The following is a 19657-nucleotide window of genomic DNA, read 5'->3' on the forward strand; positions in this document are numbered from 1 at the left end:
CGCCGCGTGCAACGACCAACCGCTCTCCTTTAATTAATTTCCTGAATGCTTCGTCCACCGATGAATCTGCTGAAACGTTACGCTGTGCCCGTTGCCTGTGCGATGACCGTGTTCACCATGGCGGCTTGCTCATCCACGAAAGACGAGCGCCGCGTGCCCACGCCGCTCACCGAGTTCAAACCCGTGCTCGACGTGCAGCAGGCCTGGAAGGCAAGCGTCGGCAAGGCGGGCCGTTACCTGTTCTCGCCGGTCGCGGTGGGCAATGCGGTGTATGCGGCTGGCGCGAACGGTTCGGTTGCGAAGATCGACGCGCAGACCGGTCAGGACGTCTGGCGCGTCAAGCTCCACGACGACCTCTCGGCGGGTGTCGGCAGCGACGGCACGTTGACAGCAGTCGGCGGCCTGAAGGGCGACGTCTACGTGCTCGGCGCGGACGGCAAGCAACTCTGGACCGCCAAGGCGCCGGGCGAAATCATTTCGCCGCCGCTCGTCGGCAATGGCCTCGTGGTGGTGCGTACGGTCGACGGCCAGATCACCGCGTTCAACGCGCAAACCGGCGAGCAGAAGTGGAACTACCGCAATCGCGCGGTGCCGCTCAATTTGCGCGTGTCGTCGGGCATGACGTTCGCCGGCGACGCAGCCGTGCTGGCCGGGTTCCCTGGCGGCGCGTTTGCCGCGATCAACGTGCAGACGGGCGACAACTACTGGCAAACGCCGGTGTCCTATCCGAAGGGCGTGACGGAAGTCGAGCGCATCAACGACGTGACCGGACCGCCCACGCTGGTTGGTTCGGAAACCTGCGCGGTGACGTTCCAGGGCCAGATTGGCTGTTTCGACGCGAACTCGGGCCGTGCCGTTTGGGAGAAGGCGTTCTCGAGCACGAGCGGTCTGGCGCAGGATGAGCGCGCCGTGGTCGCGGCGGACGACTGGTCGGTAGTGTCGGCGTTCGACACCAACAGCGGTGCGCTGCTGTGGAAGAACGACAAGTTGAAGAATCGCGACCTGAGCGTGCCGTTCATTCTGGGTCACGCCGCCGTGCTGGGCGACTATCAGGGTTACGTGCACTTCCTGTCCCGCGACGACGGCACGCTCGTCGCGCGCGTGAAGACCGACGGCAGCCCGATTACGGCGGCACCGGTACTCGCCGGCGAAACGCTGGTGGTGCTCACGCACGACGGCGACCTGTACGGCTACCGCCCGCGCTAATCGCGCGCGGCAATCGCCGTCTGGCGTGCAGGCCGGCTTTGCCGGCCGCACGCGTTTTTGTAAGTGCTGGTGCTAGTTCGAGTTGACGTTGCAGGGCAGAGTAAGTAGAAGAATTACGCCGGGCTGGCTGGTCCGGCGAGTCGGATCAGACATGGCGTACGGCCCACGTGGCTATCGGTGAGTGCTTGCGGCACCACCCTCGGCGGCATCTTCGCCAATACCGCAGAGAATCGTATTCGAACCGGCGTGCGAGCCGTCGAGCAGTAAAGACTGAATCTGGCGGCCCGCTGGCGTCGCCCATACAGCCAAACCCCCGTCCGCCCGGGCGTGCATATTGACAGCACATCCGGGGCTGGCCGAATTCGTGATAATTTTCGTCAAACGCTGCCGTGTAGCGGCCGCATGGCGTCGCTACGCGGCCGGTCGATTTCGATCCCGCGTTTCACCGTGAACAACATCTGATGAAACCCGTTATTGCCCTCGTCGGGCGCCCCAATGTGGGGAAATCCACGCTATTCAACCGGCTCACGCGCACGCGCGACGCGCTGGTTGCCGACCTGCCCGGTCTCACGCGCGATCGCCATTACGGCGAAGGGCGAGCCGGCGATCGGCCGTATCTGGTCGTCGATACCGGCGGTTTCGAGCCGGTCGCGAAAGACGGCATCCTGCACGAAATGGCGCGTCAAACGCGTCAGGCGGTCGAGGAGTCGGACATCGTCGTGTTCATCGTCGACGGCCGCAATGGCCTCGCGCCGCAGGACAAGTCGATCGCCGACTATCTGCGCAAGGTCGGCCGGCCGATCTTCCTGGTCGTCAACAAGGCGGAGGGCATGAAGTACAGCAACGTCGCCGCCGACTTCTACGAGCTCGGCCTCGGCGACCCGCGCGCGATTTCCGCGGCGCATGGCGACGGCGTCACCGAAATGATCAACGAGGCGCTCGAAGTCGCCTACGCCGGCCAGCCCGAAGAAAGCGACGAAGAGAAGCAGACGCGCGGCGTGAAGATCGCGATCGTCGGCCGTCCGAATGTCGGCAAGTCGACGTTGATCAATGCGCTGGTGGGCGAAGAGCGCGTGATCGCATTCGACATGCCGGGCACCACGCGCGACTCGATCTACGTCGATTTCGAACGCGGCGGCAAGCCGTACACGCTGATCGACACCGCCGGTTTGCGCCGCCGCGGCAAGGTGTTCGAAGCGATCGAGAAATTCTCGGTGGTGAAGACGTTGCAGTCGATCTCCGACGCCAACGTCGTGATCCTGCTGCTCGACGCGCGCCAGGACATTTCGGAGCAGGACGCGCACATTGCCGGCTTCGTGGTGGAGCAGGGCCGTGCGCTGGTGGTCGGCGTGAACAAGTGGGACGGTCTCGATCCGCATGTGCGCGAGCGCACCAAAGCGGACCTCGAGCGCAAACTAAAATTTCTCGACTTCGCCAAATTCCACTTCATTTCCGCCGCGGAAAAAACCGGAATCGGCCCTTTGATGCGTTCGGTCGACGACGCCTACGCAGCCGCCATGGCCAAGCTGCCGACGCCGAAGCTCACGCGCGCGTTGATCGATGCCGTCGAATTCCAGCAGCCGCGCCGACGTGGTCCGGTGCGCCCGAAACTGCGTTACGCGCATCAGGGCGGACAGAATCCGCCGATCATCGTGATTCACGGCAACGCGCTCGACGCGATCACCGAAACGTACAAACGCTACCTGGAAAACCGCTTCCGGGAAACTTTCAAGCTGACTGGGACTCCATTGCGCATAGAGTTCAGATCGTCGACGAACCCTTACGCGGATAAAGGCTAATTCCAGGCTGAAACCCGCGTGTGTGCTGGCTTTGGCCGCCTGGCCAGGCCGCCCGCGCAAAAATGAAAATCGGCTATAGTGTAGCGTTGACGGTGGATCTCTTTTTCTTCCTCGTCAATTAAGTCAACCTGCAAAAAAATACGGAGTTTGCTATGAGCAACAAAGGGCAATTGTTACAAGACCCGTTTTTGAACGCACTGCGTAAAGAGCATGTGCCGGTGTCGATCTACCTGGTCAACGGCATCAAGCTTCAAGGGAACATCGAATCGTTCGACCAGTACGTCGTGTTGCTCCGGAATACGGTCACCCAGATGGTCTACAAGCACGCAATCTCGACAGTCGTGCCAGCCCGTCCGGTGAATTTCCACCCGGATTCTGAACAGTCCTAACCCCCGTCGCGGCCGGCGTAACGTCGCCCGTTGGCGATTACTCCCGGCCGCCTCATTTTGATACCCTCCAATTTGATCAATGCAGCGCTTGTCGGCATCGACTTCGGTAAGATCGATTTCGAAGCCAGTCTGGAAGAACTCAGCCTGCTCGCGCAAAGCGCGGGCGCGAATCCCTTAGTCACCCTCACGGGGCGCCGGTCCAGTCCCGACGCCAAGATGTTCGTCGGCAGCGGCAAGGCCGAAGAACTGCGTCTTGCGTGTGAGGCGAACGACATCGAACTCGTCATTTTCAATCACGCTCTGGCGCCTGCGCAGCAGCGCAATCTGGAGCAAGCGCTTAATCGGCGCGTGATCGATCGCACCAGTCTGATCCTCGACATTTTTGCGCAACGCGCCCGCAGCCATGAAGGCAAGCTGCAGGTGGAACTCGCGCAACTGCAGTATCTGTCGACGCGGCTAATCCGCGCATGGACCCACCTGGAGCGGCAAAAAGGCGGTATCGGCTTGCGCGGCCCTGGCGAAACGCAGCTCGAAACCGACCGTCGGTTGATCGGCGAGCGCATCAAGGCGCTCAAGACGCGGCTCGAGAAACTGCGTCGTCAGCACGGCACGCAGCGCCGCGCGCGCAGCCGCAATCAGACCATGTCGGTGTCGCTGGTCGGTTACACGAACGCGGGCAAGTCCACGCTTTTCAACGCGCTCACCAAGGCTCAGGCGTACGCCGCCGACCAGTTGTTCGCGACGCTCGATACCACCTCGCGGCGCGTCTATCTCGGCGACGAAGCGGGGCAGGTAGTGGTGTCGGATACGGTCGGTTTCATCCGCGAACTGCCTCACCAGCTGGTGGCGGCATTTCGCGCCACGCTCGAGGAAACCATTCACGCCGACCTGCTGCTGCACGTGGTCGATGCGTCGAGCGCGGTGCGTCTCGACCAGATCGATCAGGTGAACGAGGTATTGCACGCAATCGGTGCGGACACGATCCGCCAGGTGCTGGTCTTCAACAAGATCGACGCGGTGCCGGAGTTGGCGGCCCGTGGGGACGCGGTTGAAAGGGATGAGTATGGTAATATTTCGCGCGTCTTTTTGAGCGCGCGCACGGGGCAAGGGCTGGACACACTGCGCGCTGCCATCGCTGAAATCGCTACTGCCGAACCTCTTCCCGAAACGCTGGTCGATCTCTCGGAAGAAGACCGGTCGGCAGCACCACGCGACGACCGCAAGGTCCCAGAACTCGGGCACTGACCCGTTCCAATTGCACTGACCCGCTGTCTACTCTGGTGAACGAACACAGGTGAACGATTACAACGAGCGGAGTATCTGGCTGCGCATGCGCGCCATGCTGTCATTGAACGATCCGCGCTGGGGCCGGGGGGACGGCAATGGCGAGCGGCAACGTCCCAACGAGCCGAAGCGTCCGCCGACCAAAGACGGCGAGGGCCCGCCCGATCTCGACGAGATGTGGCGCGATTTCAACCGTCGTTTGAGCCGGGTGTTTGGCCGCAAGGGCGGCGGTGCGGGCGGCGGCCGTCCCGACAACGGTCGTAGCGCGCGCATCGGCGTGGGCATCGTGATCGGCGTGCTGCTGGCCATTTATCTCGGCAGCGGCGTGTTCGTCGTGCAGGACGGCCAGGCCGGCGTGGTGATGCAGTTCGGCAAGTATCGCTACACGGCGGGGCAGGGTGTGCACTGGCGTCTGCCGTATCCGTTCGAAGCGCACGAGCTCGTCAATATCGGCCAGATCCGTCAGGTGGAAGTCGGCCGTAACAACGTGGTGCGTCTCGCGAATGTGAAAGACGCCTCGATGCTCACGCACGACGCTGACATCGTCGACGTGCGCTTCGCCGTGCAATATCAGGTGAAGAAGCCGACCGACTATCTGTTTCGCAGCGTCGATCCCGATCAGGGCGTCATGCAGGCGGCCCAGGCGGCGGTGCGCAGCATCGTCGGCGCGCGCAGCACGAATGACATCCTCTATCAGGATCGCGAAACAATTCGCCAGCAACTCATGGCGGCGATCCAGCAATCTCTGGATGAATATCAGTCCGGCCTCGCCGTGACCGGTGTGACGATCCAGGGTGTGCAGGTGCCCGACCGGGTGCAGGCCGCATTCGACGACGCCGCCAAAGTCCGTCAGGAAAACGACCGCGCGAAACGCGATGCCGAAGCTTACGCCGCGGACCTTTTGCCGCGCGCGCAAGCCGACGTGGCGCGCCAGATCGACGAAGCGAAAACCTACAGCGACAAGACTGTGGCTCAGGCACAAGGCGACGCCGAGCGCTTCAAGCAGGTCTACGCGCAGTACTCGAAAGCGCCCGCCGTGGTTCGCGAGCGCCTGTACCTGGACACCATGCAGCAGATCTATTCGAATACGACCAAGGTGTATGTGGACAGCAAGAGCGGCAACAACGTGCTGTATCTGCCGCTCGACAAGCTCGTCGAGCAGACCCGCCAGCGGGTCGCCGACGCTGCCGCCGCCTCGGGTGCGGCCGCAGGCGCCGCGGCCGCTGCCGCGCCGCAAGCGGCGAGCAGTGCTGCGTCGCCTTTGTCCGCACCGTCTGCCTCCGCCACCAGCGCGGCGGCCTCGGCGCCTGCCGCCGCCGCCGCGCCGGCCAGCCAGGCCGCATCCGGCAGCGACCCGCTGCGTTCACGCGACTCCTTCCGCAGCCGTATGCGCGAAGACGACGTTCAATAAGGAGCGCACATCATGAACAAGATCATTGCGCTCGTCGTAGCTGTCGTCATCGTGTTGTTCGCCGCTTCGTCGATGGTGTTCGTCGTCGATCAGCGCCACATGGCCGTGCTGTCCTCGCATGGCGACGCGGCGCCGAGCCTGCTCGGCCCCGGCCTGCATGCGAAATTGCCGCCGCCGTTGCAAACGGTCACGCTGGTCGATAACCGCATCCAGTCGCTCGACGCACCGGACGAAGACCGTTACGTGACCTCCGACAAAATCGATCTGCTGGCCAACCCGGTTCTGAAATATCGCGTGACCGATCCGCTCAAGCTGCTCGCCGAAACCCGCGGTGATGCGCAGAGTCTGCCGGACCGGCTCGCGTTGCTGTCGCGCGGTGCGCTCGGCGAGGCGTTCGCGAAGGTCACGCTGTCCGACGCGCTTGCGCGGCAACAGGCCGTCGCCGACGAAGCGCGCGCCGCGATGGACAAGGCAGCGGCATCGCTCGGCGTGTCGGTGGTCGACGTGCAATTGACGCGCGTCGATTTCCCCGCGTCGATGGCGGACTCCGTCTACAAGCGCATGATCGCCGCGCGCCAGCAGGTCGCGGCCGACGAACGCGCGAAGGGCACCGCCGAAGCCGACAAGATCAGGCAGGACGCGATCGGCCAGCAACAGGCAATTCTCGCGGACGGTTATCGTCAGGCGCAGACCATCAAGGGCGAGGGCGATGCCAAGGCAGCGCAGATCGCCGCCGACGCTTACGGCAGCGACCCGCAGTTCTACCAGTTCTATCAAAGCATGCAGGCGTACAAGAACACCTTCAAGCCGGGCGACGTGATCGTCGTCGATCCGAGCAACGAGTTCTTCCGCTTCATGCGTAGCTCGACCGGCGGCGCAGCCCCGGACGCTTCCGCGGCTTCGCGCAAACCCTGATAACCGGAACGCCGCGGCATCCGCATCGCGGCGCTTTAATTCGCATGGATATAGCCGGCTCATTACTGCTCGCGATCGCGTTGATGCTGATTATCGAGGGAATGTTTCCCTTCGTTTTTCCGAGCGCCTGGAGCGACACGTTCCGTAAAATAGCGGAACGGCCGCCGCATCAGATTCGCGTTGGCGGCCTGATCGTGATGGTGCTCGGGCTGATCCTGCTGTTTATCGTGACTTGATGGGGCCTGGTGGCCGATGGCCTCGCGGTCCGGCGGCACGTGCGATCAACCGCGCAAATGTGATCAGCCGCGCTTGCCCGTAATCACCGCAGCCGGATGCGCCCCGCCGCCATGGTCCGCGGTGCTCTGAACGCCGCGTCGTGCATCGCCCCGCGGCCAAAAGCCGGATGCGGCGGTTGCAAGCAATCCAGACGCCCGCGATGGCCGCCAAAATCGAGCCGCCGCCCGCCATTCACTCTCACTTACCGGCGCACCCAGCCGCCGTGTTCAACGTCGTAGGACTGTATCGATGTCGACCTGGTTACTTCCCGAAAATATCGCCGACGTGCTGCCGTCGGAAGCCCGCAAGATCGAAGAACTGCGGCGTCATTTGCTGGACCGTTTCCGTTCGTACGGCTACGAGATGGTCATGCCGCCGTTGCTCGAATACATCGAGTCGCTGCTGACCGGCGGCGGCCACGATCTGAATCTGCGGACCTTCAAACTGGTCGATCAGCTGTCCGGGCGCACGCTCGGTCTGCGCGCGGACATCACGCCGCAGGTCGCGCGTATCGACGCGCATCTGCTGAATCGCCAGGGCGTGACGCGTCTTTGCTATGCGGGCAACGTTGCGCATACGCGTCCGCGCGGCCTGCATGCCACGCGCGAGCAGATCCAGATCGGCGCGGAAATCTACGGTCACGCGGGCCTCGAAGCGGACCTGGAAATCCAGCAACTGATGCTCGACGCGCTGCGTCTGGCCGGCCTCGCGAAAGTGCGCCTCGATCTGTGCCACGCGGGCGTGCTCGCGGCGCTGATCGAAGCCGAGCCGGCCGCGGCCGAACTCGGGCAGTCGCTTTACGACGCGCTGGCGGGCAAGGACGTGCCGCGTCTCGTCGAATTGACGGCGAACCTGACACCGGTGATCCGCGACGCCTTGCGCGCGCTGCCCACGCTGTACGGCGACGCGTCGGTGCTCGACGAAGCCCGCGCCCGCTTGCCGAACGCGCCGGCCATCGCCCGCGCGCTCGACGACCTCGCGTTCCTCGCAAGCCAGGTGGACGGCGCCGAAGTGATGATCGATCTCGCCGATCTGCGCGGCTATGCTTACCACAGCGGCGTGATGTTCTCGGCGTACGTGGACGGCGTGCCGAACGCGGTCGCGCGCGGCGGCCGTTACGACCACGTGGGCCAAGCGTATGGCCGTGCGCGCGCGGCAACCGGCTTTTCGCTCGATCTGCGCGAAGTGGCGCGAATTTCTCCGGTCGAAGCGCGCAGCAGCGCGATTCTCGCGCCGTGGCAGCACGACGAAGCACTGCGCGTGAGTGTCGCCGCGTTGCGCGATGCCGGCGAAGTCGTGATACAGGCGCTGCCCGGCCATGAACACGATCTTGACGAATTCGCATTCGACCGCGTGTTGGTCGAGCGCAACGGCAACTGGATCGTCGAAGCGCGCGCCTGAGCGCGTTCCGGCAGACCGGTGCGAGGGTGAACCTCGGCGCCTCTCAGACGGCATCGAACGTATCGTCAAAACGCGGTGCGGCCACCGGCCGCACTACTTTCGCAATACCCAACATAACGTGCATACCGTTGAGCGGAAACGGAAAAATTCGGAAGGTTCCGCGAACCTAGGTAGAATACGTTTTTAACCAGCTTACGAAACAACATGTCTGCCAGCGCAGTGAATGTGAACCCCGGGCGTAACGTCGTCGTCGTGGGAACCCAGTGGGGTGATGAAGGCAAGGGCAAGATCGTCGACTGGCTGACGGACCACGCCCAAGGCGTCGTTCGCTTTCAGGGCGGTCACAATGCCGGTCACACGCTTATTATCGGCGGCAAGAAAACCATCTTGCGTCTGATTCCGTCGGGCATCATGCATCCCGGCGTCGCGTGCTACATCGGCAATGGCGTCGTGTTGTCGCCGGAAGCACTGTTCAAGGAAATCGGCGAGCTCGAAGCCGCCGGGGTCGATGTCCAGAATCGCCTCTTCATTTCCGAAGCCACCACCCTGATCCTGCCGTATCACATCGCCATCGACCAGGGCCGCGAAGCGCGCCGTGGCGCGGGCAAGATCGGCACCACCGGCCGCGGCATCGGCCCGGCTTACGAAGACAAGGTCGCGCGCCGCGGTTTGCGCGTGCAAGACCTGTTCGAGCCGGAAACTTTCGCCGAACGTCTGCGTGAAAATCTCGATTATCACAACTTCGTGTTGACGCAATATCTGGGCGTCGCCGCTGTCGACTTCCAGCAAACGCTCGACACGATGCTCAGCTATGCCGACCGTCTGAAGCCGATGGTCACGGACGTGTCGCGCCGTCTGTACGACGCGAACGCGGCCGGCAGCAACCTGCTGTTCGAAGGCGCGCAAGGCACGCTGCTCGACATCGACCACGGCACGTATCCGTACGTCACGTCGAGCAACTGCGTGGCGGGTGCGGCCACGGCGGGCGCGGGCGTCGGTCCGCAAAAGCTGAACTACATTCTCGGCATCACCAAGGCGTACTGCACGCGCGTCGGTTCGGGCCCGTTCCCGAGCGAACTGTACGACGCGGATAACGCCGCCCGTCAGGAAGCGATCGGCCTCGAACTGGCTACCGTCGGCAAGGAATTCGGCTCGGTCACCGGCCGTCCGCGCCGCACGGGCTGGCTCGACGTCGCCGCGCTGCGCCGCTCGATCCAGATCAACGGCGTGTCGGGCCTGTGCATGACCAAGCTCGACGTGCTCGACGGTCTCGACGAAGTGAAGCTGTGCGTCGGCTACACGGTCGACGGCAACCATGTCGATCTGCTGCCGCGCGGCTCGTCGGAAGTCGCTCGTTGCGAGCCGGTGTACGAAACCTTCGCGGGCTGGAAGGAAAGCACCGTCGGCATCAAGGAATGGGACAAGCTGCCCGCGAATGCGCGCGCTTATTTGTCGCGTGTGCAGGAAGTCGCGGGCATTCCGATCGACATGGTGTCGACCGGTCCGGATCGCGACGAAACGATTCTGCTGCGTCATCCGTTCAAGGTTTAAGCCATGGTGCAAGGTGTACCCATGATTGCGATGAAAGATCCGCGCAACGACGACAAGAACCTCTGGGTCGGCTGGGACGAGTATCACCGGCTGATCGAAATGCTGGCGTTGCAGGTCCACGAGTCGGGCTGGAAGTTCGACAAGATTCTGTGCCTCGCGCGCGGCGGTTTGCGCGTCGGCGATCAGCTCTCGCGCATTTACGATCTGCCGTTGGCGATTCTCGCCACGAGTTCGTATCGTGAAGCGGCCGGCACGGAGCAGGGCGAACTCGACATCGCGCAATACATCACCATGACGCGCGGCGAGCTGCACGGCAACGTGCTGCTGGTTGACGACCTGGTCGACTCGGGCGTGACGCTTGCGCGTGTTCAGCAGCATCTGAAAGAGCGTTATCCGGCGATCACCGCGGTGCGTTCCGCGGTGCTCTGGTACAAGGGCTGCTCGAAGGTGAAGCCCGATTACCACGTGCAGTATCTGCCCACTAATCCGTGGATTCATCAGCCGTTCGAGGAATGGGACACGGTGCGTCCGCATAACCTCGGCGCGTGGATCAAGCGCGGCATGCAGCAAGCGCAGGAGTCGTCGGAGAAGTGATGCGCACTTCCGCGCCGAACGTGTTGCATCTTCGTCGCGCCGTACCCTGCGTATCTCGCAAAACGGAGCCCATTGGGCTCCGTTTTTTTATGTGCGGGCCATGCGCGCGCTTCGCAAACCGCGCATCGCCGGTGCCGGCAATGCCGCTCGCGCAGCAGACGCGCTTATATCGCAGTGCTACACTGCGCGGACCCATCACGTGGTGTATCCACAACAAGCCGGGCGGCGCCATGCTGGCAGTTTAGAATGGCGGTCGTTTTTCCGCTCAGGGAACGGATTTCCTCGCGTTTATGACAGATAACAATCACGTGCACAAACAGCCTCTGCCTTCCCTCGCTCTCGCCGCGATCGGAGTGGTGTTCGGCGATATCGGCACGAGCCCGTTGTACTCGCTGAAGGAAGCCTTCAGCCCCTCTCACGGCATTCCGCTGACCGATCAATCAATCCTGGGTGTGATCTCGCTGCTGTTCTGGGCGATCGTGATCGTGGTCGGCATCAAGTACGTGTTGTTCGTGATGCGCGCGGACAATAACGGCGAGGGCGGTGTGCTCGCGCTGATGGCGCTGGCGCTGCGCTCGCTCGACGAGAAGTCGAAAATGGCCGGCGTGCTGGTGATGCTCGGCATTTTCGGCGCCTGCATGTTCTATGGCGACGCGGTGATCACACCGGCCATCTCGGTGATCTCGGCAGTCGAGGGTCTGGAAATCGCCGCGCCGCATCTGTCTCATCTGGTGCTGCCGCTCACCATGGTGATCCTCGTGCTGCTGTTCTGGATTCAGCGGCACGGCACGGCGATGGTCGGCCGCCTGTTCGGTCCGATCATGGTGGTGTGGTTCGCGGTGCTCGCGGTACTCGGCCTGTGGCATATCCTGCAGTCACCGAACGTGATCCGCGCGCTGAACCCGTATTACGCGTACACCTTCATGGCCGCGCACGTGCTGCAAGCTTACGTGGTGCTCGGCTCGGTCGTACTGGTGCTGACCGGCGCCGAAGCGCTGTACGCCGACATGGGCCACTTCGGCGCCAAGCCGATCCGCATGGCGTGGTATTTCCTCGTGATGCCTTCGCTGGTGCTGAACTACTTCGGCCAGGGCGCGCTGCTGATGCACGATCCGAAGGCCATCGAAAATCCGTTCTTCCTGCTCGCGCCGGACTGGGCCTTGCTGCCGCTCGTCGTGCTCTCGACCGTGGCGACCGTGATCGCCTCGCAGGCCGTGATTTCCGGCGCTTATTCGCTCACGAGCCAGGCGATCCAGCTCGGCTACGTGCCGCGCATGAAGATCCTGCACACGTCGGAACTGGCGATCGGCCAGATCTATGTGCCGGTGGTGAACTGGATGCTGCTGTTCATCATTCTGTGCATCGTGATCGCCTTCAAGAGCTCGGACAATCTCGCGGCCGCGTACGGTATCGCGGTGACGGCCACCATGGTGATCACCACGATTCTCGCCTGCGTCGTGATGGTGAACGTGTGGAACTGGAACAAGCTGCTGGTGGCGCTGATCATCGGCGTGTTCATGACGGTCGATCTAGGATTTTTCGGCGCGAACCTGCTGAAAGTGGAAGAAGGCGGGTGGTTGCCGCTCGGCATTGGCGCGCTGCTGTTCTTCCTGCTGATGACCTGGTTCAAGGGCCGCATGATCGTCAAGGAACGCACGGCCGCGGACGGTATTCCGCTCATGCCGTTCCTGCAGGGCTTGCTTGCGCATCCGCCGCATCGCGTGTCGGGCACGGCGATCTATCTGACCGGCAGCGATTCGCTCGTGCCGGTGAGTCTGCTGCACAATCTGAAGCACAACAAGGTGCTGCATGAGCGCACCATCTTTCTGACCTTCGTGACGCGCGATATTCCGTACGTGAACGACTCGGAGCGTGTGACGGTCAAGGATATCGACGGCGGGTTGTATCTCGTCAAGGCGGCCTACGGCTTCAACGAAACGCCGGACGTGAAAGCTGTGTTGCTCGAAGTCGGACGTACCCGTGACATGACCTTCGAGATGATGGACACGTCGTTCTTCCTCGCGCGCGAAACGGTGGTGCCGACGCAGTTGCCGGGTATGTCGGTGTGGCGCGAACGTGTGTTCGCATGGATGCATCAGAATGCCGCGAAGCCGACGGACTTCTTTAGTATTCCGGCTAATCGGGTGGTGGAGTTGGGGACCAAGATCGAGATCTGAACTCAGCCGCTGATAGTCGAGCGCGTCACGCCCGAGGTGTAAAGAAAAAGCCCACGCAATGAATGCGTGGGCTTTTTCTTTGGCGCTGGAGCGAGCAATCGAGTGACCGGCACCGCGCGGTGCTCGACAAGCTCAACAAGCTCAACAAGCTCAACAAGCTCAACAAGCTCAACAAGCTCAACAAGCTCAACAAGCTCAACAAGCTCAACAAGCTCAACAAGCTCAACAAGCTCAACAAGCGCGCGAGCGAATCACGCGCCTCTAACGCAGCGAACTTACTTCTGCTTGAGCTTGGCGAATGCAGCCGCCATCGCGCCGCCCGCTTCCGGCTCACGCGAGCGCTGTTGCTGCGCGCCGCGTCCACCGCCGCCTGAACGGCCCGCGCCGCCGCGATCCTGCTGCGCGCCGCCGCCGCTGCGTGCGGCCGCCACACCGACCTCGTCGTCCATGCGCATCGTCAACGCGATACGTTGGCGTTTCACGTCCACTTCCAGCACCTTCACCTTGACGATCTGACCGGCCTTAACGACTTCGTGCGGGTCTTTGATGAACTTCGTCGACATAGCCGACACGTGCACGAGTCCATCCTGATGCACGCCGATATCGATGAACGCGCCAAATGCCGCCACGTTCGTCACGACGCCTTCGAGCACCATGCCCGGCGTCAAATCGCTGACCTTTTCGACGCCTTCACGGAACGTCGCGGTCTTGAACTCGGGACGCGGATCGCGGCCGGGCTTTTCGAGTTCGAGCAGAATATCGCGCACGGTCGGCAGGCCAAAACGATCGTCGACGAATTCCGCGGGCGAGAGGCCGCGCAACGCTTCGCGATTGCCCAGCACTTCGCCGACGTGCTTGCTGATTTTCGCCAGCATGCGTTCGACGACCGGATACGCTTCCGGGTGAACCGACGAGCGGTCGAGCGGATTCTCGCCGTTGTTGATGCGCAGGAACCCGGCGGCCTGCTCGAACGTCTTGTCGCCCAGACGCGGCACCTTGCGCAAATGCTCGCGCGACGGGAACGGACCGTTCGCATCGCGATAGTCGACGATATTGCGCGCCAACGTGGCGTTCAGACCCGACACGCGCGCGAGCAAGGCGACCGACGCCGTATTCGCATCCACGCCGACCGCGTTCACGCAGTCCTCGACCACGGCATCGAGCGAACGTGCCAATTCGCGCTGATTCACATCGTGCTGATACTGGCCGACGCCGATCGCTTTCGGCTCGATCTTCACCAACTCGGCGAGCGGGTCTTGCAGACGCCGCGCAATCGACACCGCGCCGCGCAGCGACACGTCCATGTCGGGGAATTCCTTCGCCGCAAGTTCGGAGGCGGAATACACCGACGCGCCCGCTTCGGACACGACGATCTTCTGCAACTTGAATTCCGGATGACGCGCAATCAGTTCGCTCGCGAGCTTGTCCGTTTCACGCGACGCCGTACCGTTGCCGATGCTGATCAATTCAGCCTGCGTCTGCGCGCAGATGCGCGCGAGTTTCGCGATCGAGCCGTCCCAGTCGCGGCGCGGTTCGTGCGGATAGATCACGTCGGTGGCGAGCACCTTGCCGGTGCGGTCGACCACGGCGACTTTCACCCCGGTGCGCATGCCGGGGTCAAGGCCGATCACGGCCTTCGGGCCAGCGGGCGCCGCCAGCAGCAGGTCTTTCAGATTGCGCGCGAACACGCGAATCGCCTCGTGCTCGGCTTCGTCGCGCAGATTGGTCAGCAGTTCGTTTTCGATATGCGGCTGAACCTTCACGCGCCAGCACCAGCGGCACACGTCGGAGAGCCACTTGTCGGCCGGACGGTTCTGATTCGCGATGCCGAAGTGGCGCGCAATCAGCGCTTCGCCCGGATGCGGCACCTGCGCGTCGAGTTCTTCGCCCAGCCCCAGCTTGACCATCAGCACGCCCGCATTGCGGCCGCGGAACAGCGCCAGCGCGCGATGCGACGGTACGGTGCGGATGGTTTCCGAGTAGTCGTAATAGTCGCGGAATTTCTCTTCTTCGGCGTGTTCCTTGCCTTCCACCACTTTCGACGACACCACGCCCTGGTTGAACAGGTAGTCGCGCAGCTTGCCGAGCAACTCGGCCGTTTCGCCGAACTGTTCCGAGAGAATGTCGCGCGCGCCGTCGAGTGCGGCCTTGAGGTCGGCGACGCCTTTCTCGGCGTCCACGTAAGCGGCGGCTTCGGTTTGCGGGTCGAGCAGGGGATTGGCCAGCAACGCGTCGGCGAGCGGCTGCAGGCCGGCTTCGCGGGCGATCTGCGCGCGCGTGCGGCGCTTCGGCTTATACGGGAGATACAGGTCTTCCAGCACCTGCTTGCTGTCGGCGCCTTCGATCGCGGTGCGCAGCTCGTCGGTGAGCTTGCCCTGTTCGTCGATGCTGGCGATGATCGCGGCGCGCCGGTCTTCCAGCTCGCGCAGATACAGCAGGCGTTCCTCGAGGTTGCGCAGTTGCGTGTCGTCGAGATTGTCGGTCACTTCCTTACGGTAGCGGGCGATGAACGGAACAGTCGCTCCTTCGTCGAGAAGTTGCACCGCGGCCGCGACCTGGCGCGGCTGGACGGACAGTTCGGCGGCGATGCGCTGTACGATCTTGAGTGCTACGGTTTCCGTCATAAGGTCTTGGTGTTCCTGCGGACTCAGTTCGGGGGCCGCGCGCTGACGCTACGTGAGGGCCACGTGAGGCACGTCGGGGCACGCCGGGCGTGCACGCTGCGACCAGGTTGCTGGAGCGGGGCATTTTGCCATAAATGCAAAAGGGCTCAACCGCAGGGTGATAGAATTTCGGGCATGTTCCGCTGACCCTCTACGACGTTGCCGATCTCCTTGTTCCTCAACCGCCTGGGCTCCCGCTTGGTCTCTCGCTTGTCACAACTGCCGCCGTTTTTGTCGCCGGGTCTGGCACCGGGTTCGCCACGTTCTTCGCTCTCTTCGCTCGTATCGGCGCCGCGCTCCGTGTTCGTCTCGCGTGGCGTGTTTTTAGCGTCGTGCGCTTCGTGCGTACTGGCCGTGGCGCTGGCGATGTCCACGCCGGCCATGGCGCAGTCCGTGACGCCGGCGAGCAATAGCGGCGCGCGGCCCGCAGGCGCTTTGACGCCGGCCGCCGCGTCGGGTGCGCAGGCCACGACGGCAAAAGGCCCCACGAACGCCGAGAGCACGGACAGCGCAGGGAACGCGGTAATGTCGGATAGCGACTTCGACGCGCGGCAAAAAGCCCTCGATCAACGCACCGAGGAGAACAACTACCGCTACGGCGTCGCGGAACACGACTGCTATAGCAAGTTCTTCGTCAACTATTGCCTGAACAAGGCGCGCGACAGCATGCGTACGGTGCAGGCCGATATTCGCAAGGAACAGCTCGCGCTCGACGGCGAACAGCGCACCCAGCGCGCTCGCGTGCGTGACGAACAGGCGGCGATCAAGCGCGCGCAGGACGAAGCGAGCGCGCCGCAACGTGCCGCCGACGACGCGCGCAACGCCCAGGCGTACGAAGACAAGCAGAAACAGCATCAGATCGATCAGGCGCAGCGCGCCGCCGAGGCGCCGCAGCGCAGCGCGAATGCGCAGGCCTATCAGGACAAGCTGCGTCAGCACGCGCTGGATCAGGCTCAGCGCGGCATCAGCCCGTCGCAGGCGGCAGCCAATCAGCAGGCGTACGATCAGAAGCAGGGCGACTTCCAGCGCAAGCTCGACGAGGCGCGTGCGCAAGGCGCGCAGAAGGCACAGGAGCGCGTGGAGAAGCAGCAGAGCTTCCAGAAGAAGCAGGCGGACGCCGCGCAGCACAAGGCCGACGTCGAGGCGCGTCAGAAGCAGGCGGCCGAGAAAGCCGAGCAGAAGCGTCAGGACGCGTTGAAACAGCAGCAAATCGAAGAGCAGCAAAAGCAGCAGCAACAACAGCAGTAAGCGTGCTGAAGAGGCCCTGAGCGAGCGTGGCAGGGCCGTAGCCGCCGTAACGCGTTTTAAGCCGGACAGCAACCTCAGGCATCGGGCCGTACACGCGGCTCGCGCCGTACACGAGAGGAGGCGAGCATGCGCGATCAACATCACGTCATCAACGCGGACACACTTCGCGACCGCATTCTGCAACTGGAATCGGAGCATAGTGGGCTCGATCGCTTGATCGACCGAATGTCGGATGAGCCCGGCATCGACGACTTCGAGTTGCAGCGCCTGAAAAAGCGCAAACTCAAAGTCAAGGACACCATCATCTTGCTGCAATTGCAGCTCGAACCGGACGCACGCGCCTGAGTTCGCGGCCTGGCAGGCGCCGGGCGCGCGCCGCGCGAGCCGGACTTTGCAGGAAACGCTTGCTTTGAATTCACCGCTTGAAACTTCATCCCGTGCCACGCCGGGCGACGCATCTGGAGCCGGTACTCCGGCGCCGCGTCCTGCCGCGTCAGCACTGAGCGCGTCGCTGAATCCACGCCGCGTCGCCGAACTGGACGAGATCTTCGCCGCCAATGGTTTGCTGGCCCGTCAGATCGACGGCTACCGCTCGCGCGCGTCGCAGATCGAAATGTCGCGCGCCGTGGCCGCCGCCATGGAAGCGTCGGGCCGCGCAATGCCCGAGCCCGCCATGTTCGAGGCGCAGAAGCGTCCGGCGCGGCGTCTGCAGGGGGCAGGGGCCGATGCCGCCGCCGAGGCCGCTGGGGACGCTGAGGGCGCCGATTCGGGCGGACTCGACGGCAGCGAAAACACGCTGATTGTCGAAGCCGGGACCGGCACCGGCAAGACCTATGCGTACCTGGTGCCGGCCATGCTGTGGGGCGGCAAGGTGATCGTCTCGACCGGCACGAAGCATTTGCAGGATCAGCTCTTTCAGCGCGACATTCCGACCGTGCGCGATGCGCTCGCGGTGCCGGTCTCGGTCGCTATGCTCAAGGGCCGGGCGAATTACCTGTGCCACTACTATCTGCAGCGCACCGCGGATAGCGGCCGTCTGCCGTCGCGCCAGGAAACCTCGTACCTGCAGGATATCGTGCGCTTCGCCAAGATCACGCGCACCGGCGACAAGGCCGAATTGGCGAGCGTGCCGGAAACGGCGGCGGTGTGGTCGATGGTCACGTCCACGCGCGAAAACTGTCTCGGCCAGGAGTGTCCGCATTACAAGGACTGCTTTGTAATGCAGGCGCGCCGCGAGGCGCAGCAGGCGGATATCGTGGTGGTGAATCACCATCTGTTTTTCGCCGACATCATGTTGCGCGATACGGGCATGGCCGAGTTGCTGCCCACCGCCAACACCGTGATCTTCGACGAAGCGCATCAGTTGCCCGAGACAGCCACGCTGTTTTTCGGCGAAACGCTTTCAACCACGCAGTTTCTCGAGCTCGCGCGCGATTCGGTGGCCGAAGGCTTGGGCCATGCCCGTGAGACGGTCGACTGGGTCAAGCTCGGCGCCACGCTCGAGCGCGCGGCGCGCGATGTGCGGCTCGCCTTCAAGGAAGACTCGGTGCGCTTGTCGATCGGCCAGTTGGCTGACGATCATCCGTTGTTCTCCGCGCTCGAAACGCTCGAAACCGAACTCGATGCATTGGCGTCCGCGCTGGCCGGTCAAGCCGAGCGCGCGGAATCGATCGGCGCGTGTCTGCGCCGCGCACGCGAGCTGCAAGGCGTGCTGGCCGGCTGGACCACGCCGCCCACGCCGACAGAGCGCGAAGCCGCTGACGGCGCCTCTACTGACGGCAAAACCGAGCGCGCCGATCCGAACGAAAAAGTGCGCTGGATCGAAGTCTTCTCGCATACCGTGCAGTTGCACGAAACGCCGTTGTCGGTCGCGCCGATTTTCGCGAAACAGCGTGCCGGTGTGCCGCGCGCGTGGATCTTCACGTCGGCCACGCTGTCGGTGCGCGGCGATTTCACGCACTACGCGGCGCAGATGGGCCTGAACGCCAAGCGCTCGATGACGCTGCCTAGTCCCTTCGACTATCCGACCCAAGGGCTACTCTACGTGCCGCGCAATTTGCCGCAACCATCTTCGCCGATGTTCACCGACGCCGTATTCGACGCCGCGTTGCCTGCGATCGAAGCATCGGGTGGCGGCGTCTTCATGTTGTGCACGACGCTGCGCGCGGTAGACCGCATCTCGGCCAAGCTGCGCGACACGATCGAAGCGCGCGGCTGGGACTATCCGCTGCTCGTACAGGGCGACGCGAGCCGCACGGAATTGCTGGATCGCTTCCGCTCATACGGCAACGCGATCCTGGTGGGCAGCCAGAGCTTCTGGGAAGGCGTGGACGTGCGCGGCGACGCTTTGTCGCTGGTGGTGATCGACAAGCTGCCGTTCGCGCCGCCCGACGATCCGGTGTTGTCAGCTCGACTCGAAGCGCTCACCAAGAAAGGCTTGAGCCCGTTCGCCGTGCATCAGTTGCCGCAGGCCGTCATCACCCTGAAGCAGGGCGCAGGCCGTCTGATTCGCGCTGAGACCGATCGTGGCGTGCTGATGATCTGCGACACACGACTCGTCGACAAACCGTATGGGCGCCGTATCTGGCAGAGCCTGCCGCCATTCAAACGCACGCGTGAGATCGAGGTAGTGCGCGAGTTTTTTGAAGAGAGCACCGCGCCGGCGCAAGAGGCCGATCAGGCTGATTAGAATCAGTGAATGCCGCTATAAAAAAGCGGCGCTTAAATGACAAAACGCCACGGA

The 19657-nt window shown here is 63.3% G+C and carries 17 protein-coding genes; 15 read left to right on the top strand and 2 right to left on the bottom strand.

Annotated features, from left to right (window positions below; translation table 11 throughout):
* Positions 1-60: 60 nt before the first annotated feature.
* The 12 genes from bamB (at position 61) to ACFSNN_RS21530 (ending at position 13377) form a co-directional block, all read left to right on the top strand.
* A complete protein-coding gene (gene bamB / locus ACFSNN_RS21475; RefSeq protein WP_134455652.1) occupies positions 61-1206 on the top strand; it encodes an outer membrane protein assembly factor BamB in 1146 nt (381 codons plus the stop codon).
* A 461-nt stretch (positions 1207-1667) separates the two neighbouring features.
* Positions 1668-3005: a ribosome biogenesis GTPase Der gene (gene der, locus ACFSNN_RS21480; RefSeq protein ID WP_012433526.1), complete on the top strand. Its 1338-nt coding sequence runs from the start codon at positions 1668-1670 to the stop codon at positions 3003-3005.
* A gap of 152 nt (positions 3006-3157) precedes the next feature.
* Positions 3158-3394: an RNA chaperone Hfq gene (gene hfq, locus ACFSNN_RS21485; protein WP_006051315.1), complete on the top strand. Its 237-nt coding sequence runs from the start codon at positions 3158-3160 to the stop codon at positions 3392-3394.
* A 30-nt stretch (positions 3395-3424) separates the two neighbouring features.
* Complete coding sequence (gene hflX, locus ACFSNN_RS21490) at positions 3425-4639, top strand: GTPase HflX (protein WP_208949455.1); 1215 nt, start codon at positions 3425-3427, stop codon at positions 4637-4639.
* 49 nt (positions 4640-4688) lie between these two features.
* Positions 4689-6089 carry an FtsH protease activity modulator HflK gene (hflK, locus tag ACFSNN_RS21495; protein WP_377689226.1) on the top strand — a complete coding sequence of 467 codons (1401 nt, stop codon included), beginning with the start codon at positions 4689-4691 and terminating at the stop codon, positions 6087-6089.
* Positions 6090-6101: 12 nt separating this feature from the next.
* Positions 6102-7004 (top strand): protease modulator HflC, encoded by a 903-nt coding sequence (gene hflC, locus ACFSNN_RS21500; protein ID WP_134455653.1) that lies wholly within the window; start codon positions 6102-6104, stop codon positions 7002-7004.
* Positions 7005-7048: 44 nt separating this feature from the next.
* Positions 7049-7240, top strand: a complete 192-nt coding sequence (locus tag ACFSNN_RS21505; protein ID WP_012433522.1) for a DUF2065 domain-containing protein — start codon at positions 7049-7051, stop codon at positions 7238-7240.
* A 289-nt stretch (positions 7241-7529) separates the two neighbouring features.
* On the top strand, positions 7530-8681 hold the full coding sequence (locus ACFSNN_RS21510; protein ID WP_134455654.1) for an ATP phosphoribosyltransferase regulatory subunit: 1152 nt from the start codon (positions 7530-7532) through the stop codon (positions 8679-8681).
* A 204-nt stretch (positions 8682-8885) separates the two neighbouring features.
* A complete protein-coding gene (locus tag ACFSNN_RS21515; protein WP_012433520.1) occupies positions 8886-10232 on the top strand; it encodes an adenylosuccinate synthase in 1347 nt (448 codons plus the stop codon).
* Between the two features lie 3 nt (positions 10233-10235).
* Complete coding sequence (locus ACFSNN_RS21520; RefSeq protein WP_012433519.1) at positions 10236-10826, top strand: phosphoribosyltransferase; 591 nt, start codon at positions 10236-10238, stop codon at positions 10824-10826.
* A gap of 290 nt (positions 10827-11116) precedes the next feature.
* The gene (locus tag ACFSNN_RS21525; RefSeq protein ID WP_012433518.1) at positions 11117-13003 is read left to right on the top strand and encodes a potassium transporter Kup; all 1887 of its coding nucleotides are present in this window, start codon (positions 11117-11119) and stop codon (positions 13001-13003) included.
* Between the two features lie 119 nt (positions 13004-13122).
* A complete protein-coding gene (locus ACFSNN_RS21530; protein ID WP_377779192.1) occupies positions 13123-13377 on the top strand; it encodes a hypothetical protein in 255 nt (84 codons plus the stop codon).
* Here the strand turns inward: ACFSNN_RS21530 and ACFSNN_RS21535 are convergent.
* Positions 13279-15627 carry a Tex family protein gene (locus ACFSNN_RS21535; RefSeq protein ID WP_134455656.1) on the bottom strand — a complete coding sequence of 783 codons (2349 nt, stop codon included), beginning with the start codon at positions 15625-15627 and terminating at the stop codon, positions 13279-13281. The two genes, ACFSNN_RS21530 and ACFSNN_RS21535, sit on opposite strands and share 99 nt — an antisense overlap.
* A gap of 146 nt (positions 15628-15773) precedes the next feature.
* On the bottom strand, positions 15774-16049 hold the full coding sequence (locus ACFSNN_RS21540) for a hypothetical protein (RefSeq protein ID WP_166799197.1): 276 nt from the start codon (positions 16047-16049) through the stop codon (positions 15774-15776).
* On the opposite strand from ACFSNN_RS21540, the gene ACFSNN_RS21545 reads away from it, so the two are divergent.
* From ACFSNN_RS21545 to ACFSNN_RS21555, 3 genes are all read left to right on the top strand, one after another.
* Positions 16033-16914 carry a hypothetical protein gene (locus ACFSNN_RS21545; protein WP_244322718.1) on the top strand — a complete coding sequence of 294 codons (882 nt, stop codon included), beginning with the start codon at positions 16033-16035 and terminating at the stop codon, positions 16912-16914. The two genes, ACFSNN_RS21540 and ACFSNN_RS21545, sit on opposite strands and share 17 nt — an antisense overlap.
* A 126-nt stretch (positions 16915-17040) precedes the next feature.
* Entirely contained in the window at positions 17041-17259 is a 219-nt protein-coding gene (locus tag ACFSNN_RS21550; protein WP_007181361.1) for a DUF465 domain-containing protein, read from the top strand.
* A gap of 64 nt (positions 17260-17323) precedes the next feature.
* On the top strand, positions 17324-19603 hold the full coding sequence (locus ACFSNN_RS21555; RefSeq protein ID WP_134455657.1) for an ATP-dependent DNA helicase: 2280 nt from the start codon (positions 17324-17326) through the stop codon (positions 19601-19603).
* Positions 19604-19657 lie beyond the last annotated feature (54 nt).

It is taken from the genome of Paraburkholderia dipogonis, from assembly GCF_042680985.1.
Lineage (GTDB): Bacteria > Pseudomonadota > Gammaproteobacteria > Burkholderiales > Burkholderiaceae > Paraburkholderia > Paraburkholderia phytofirmans.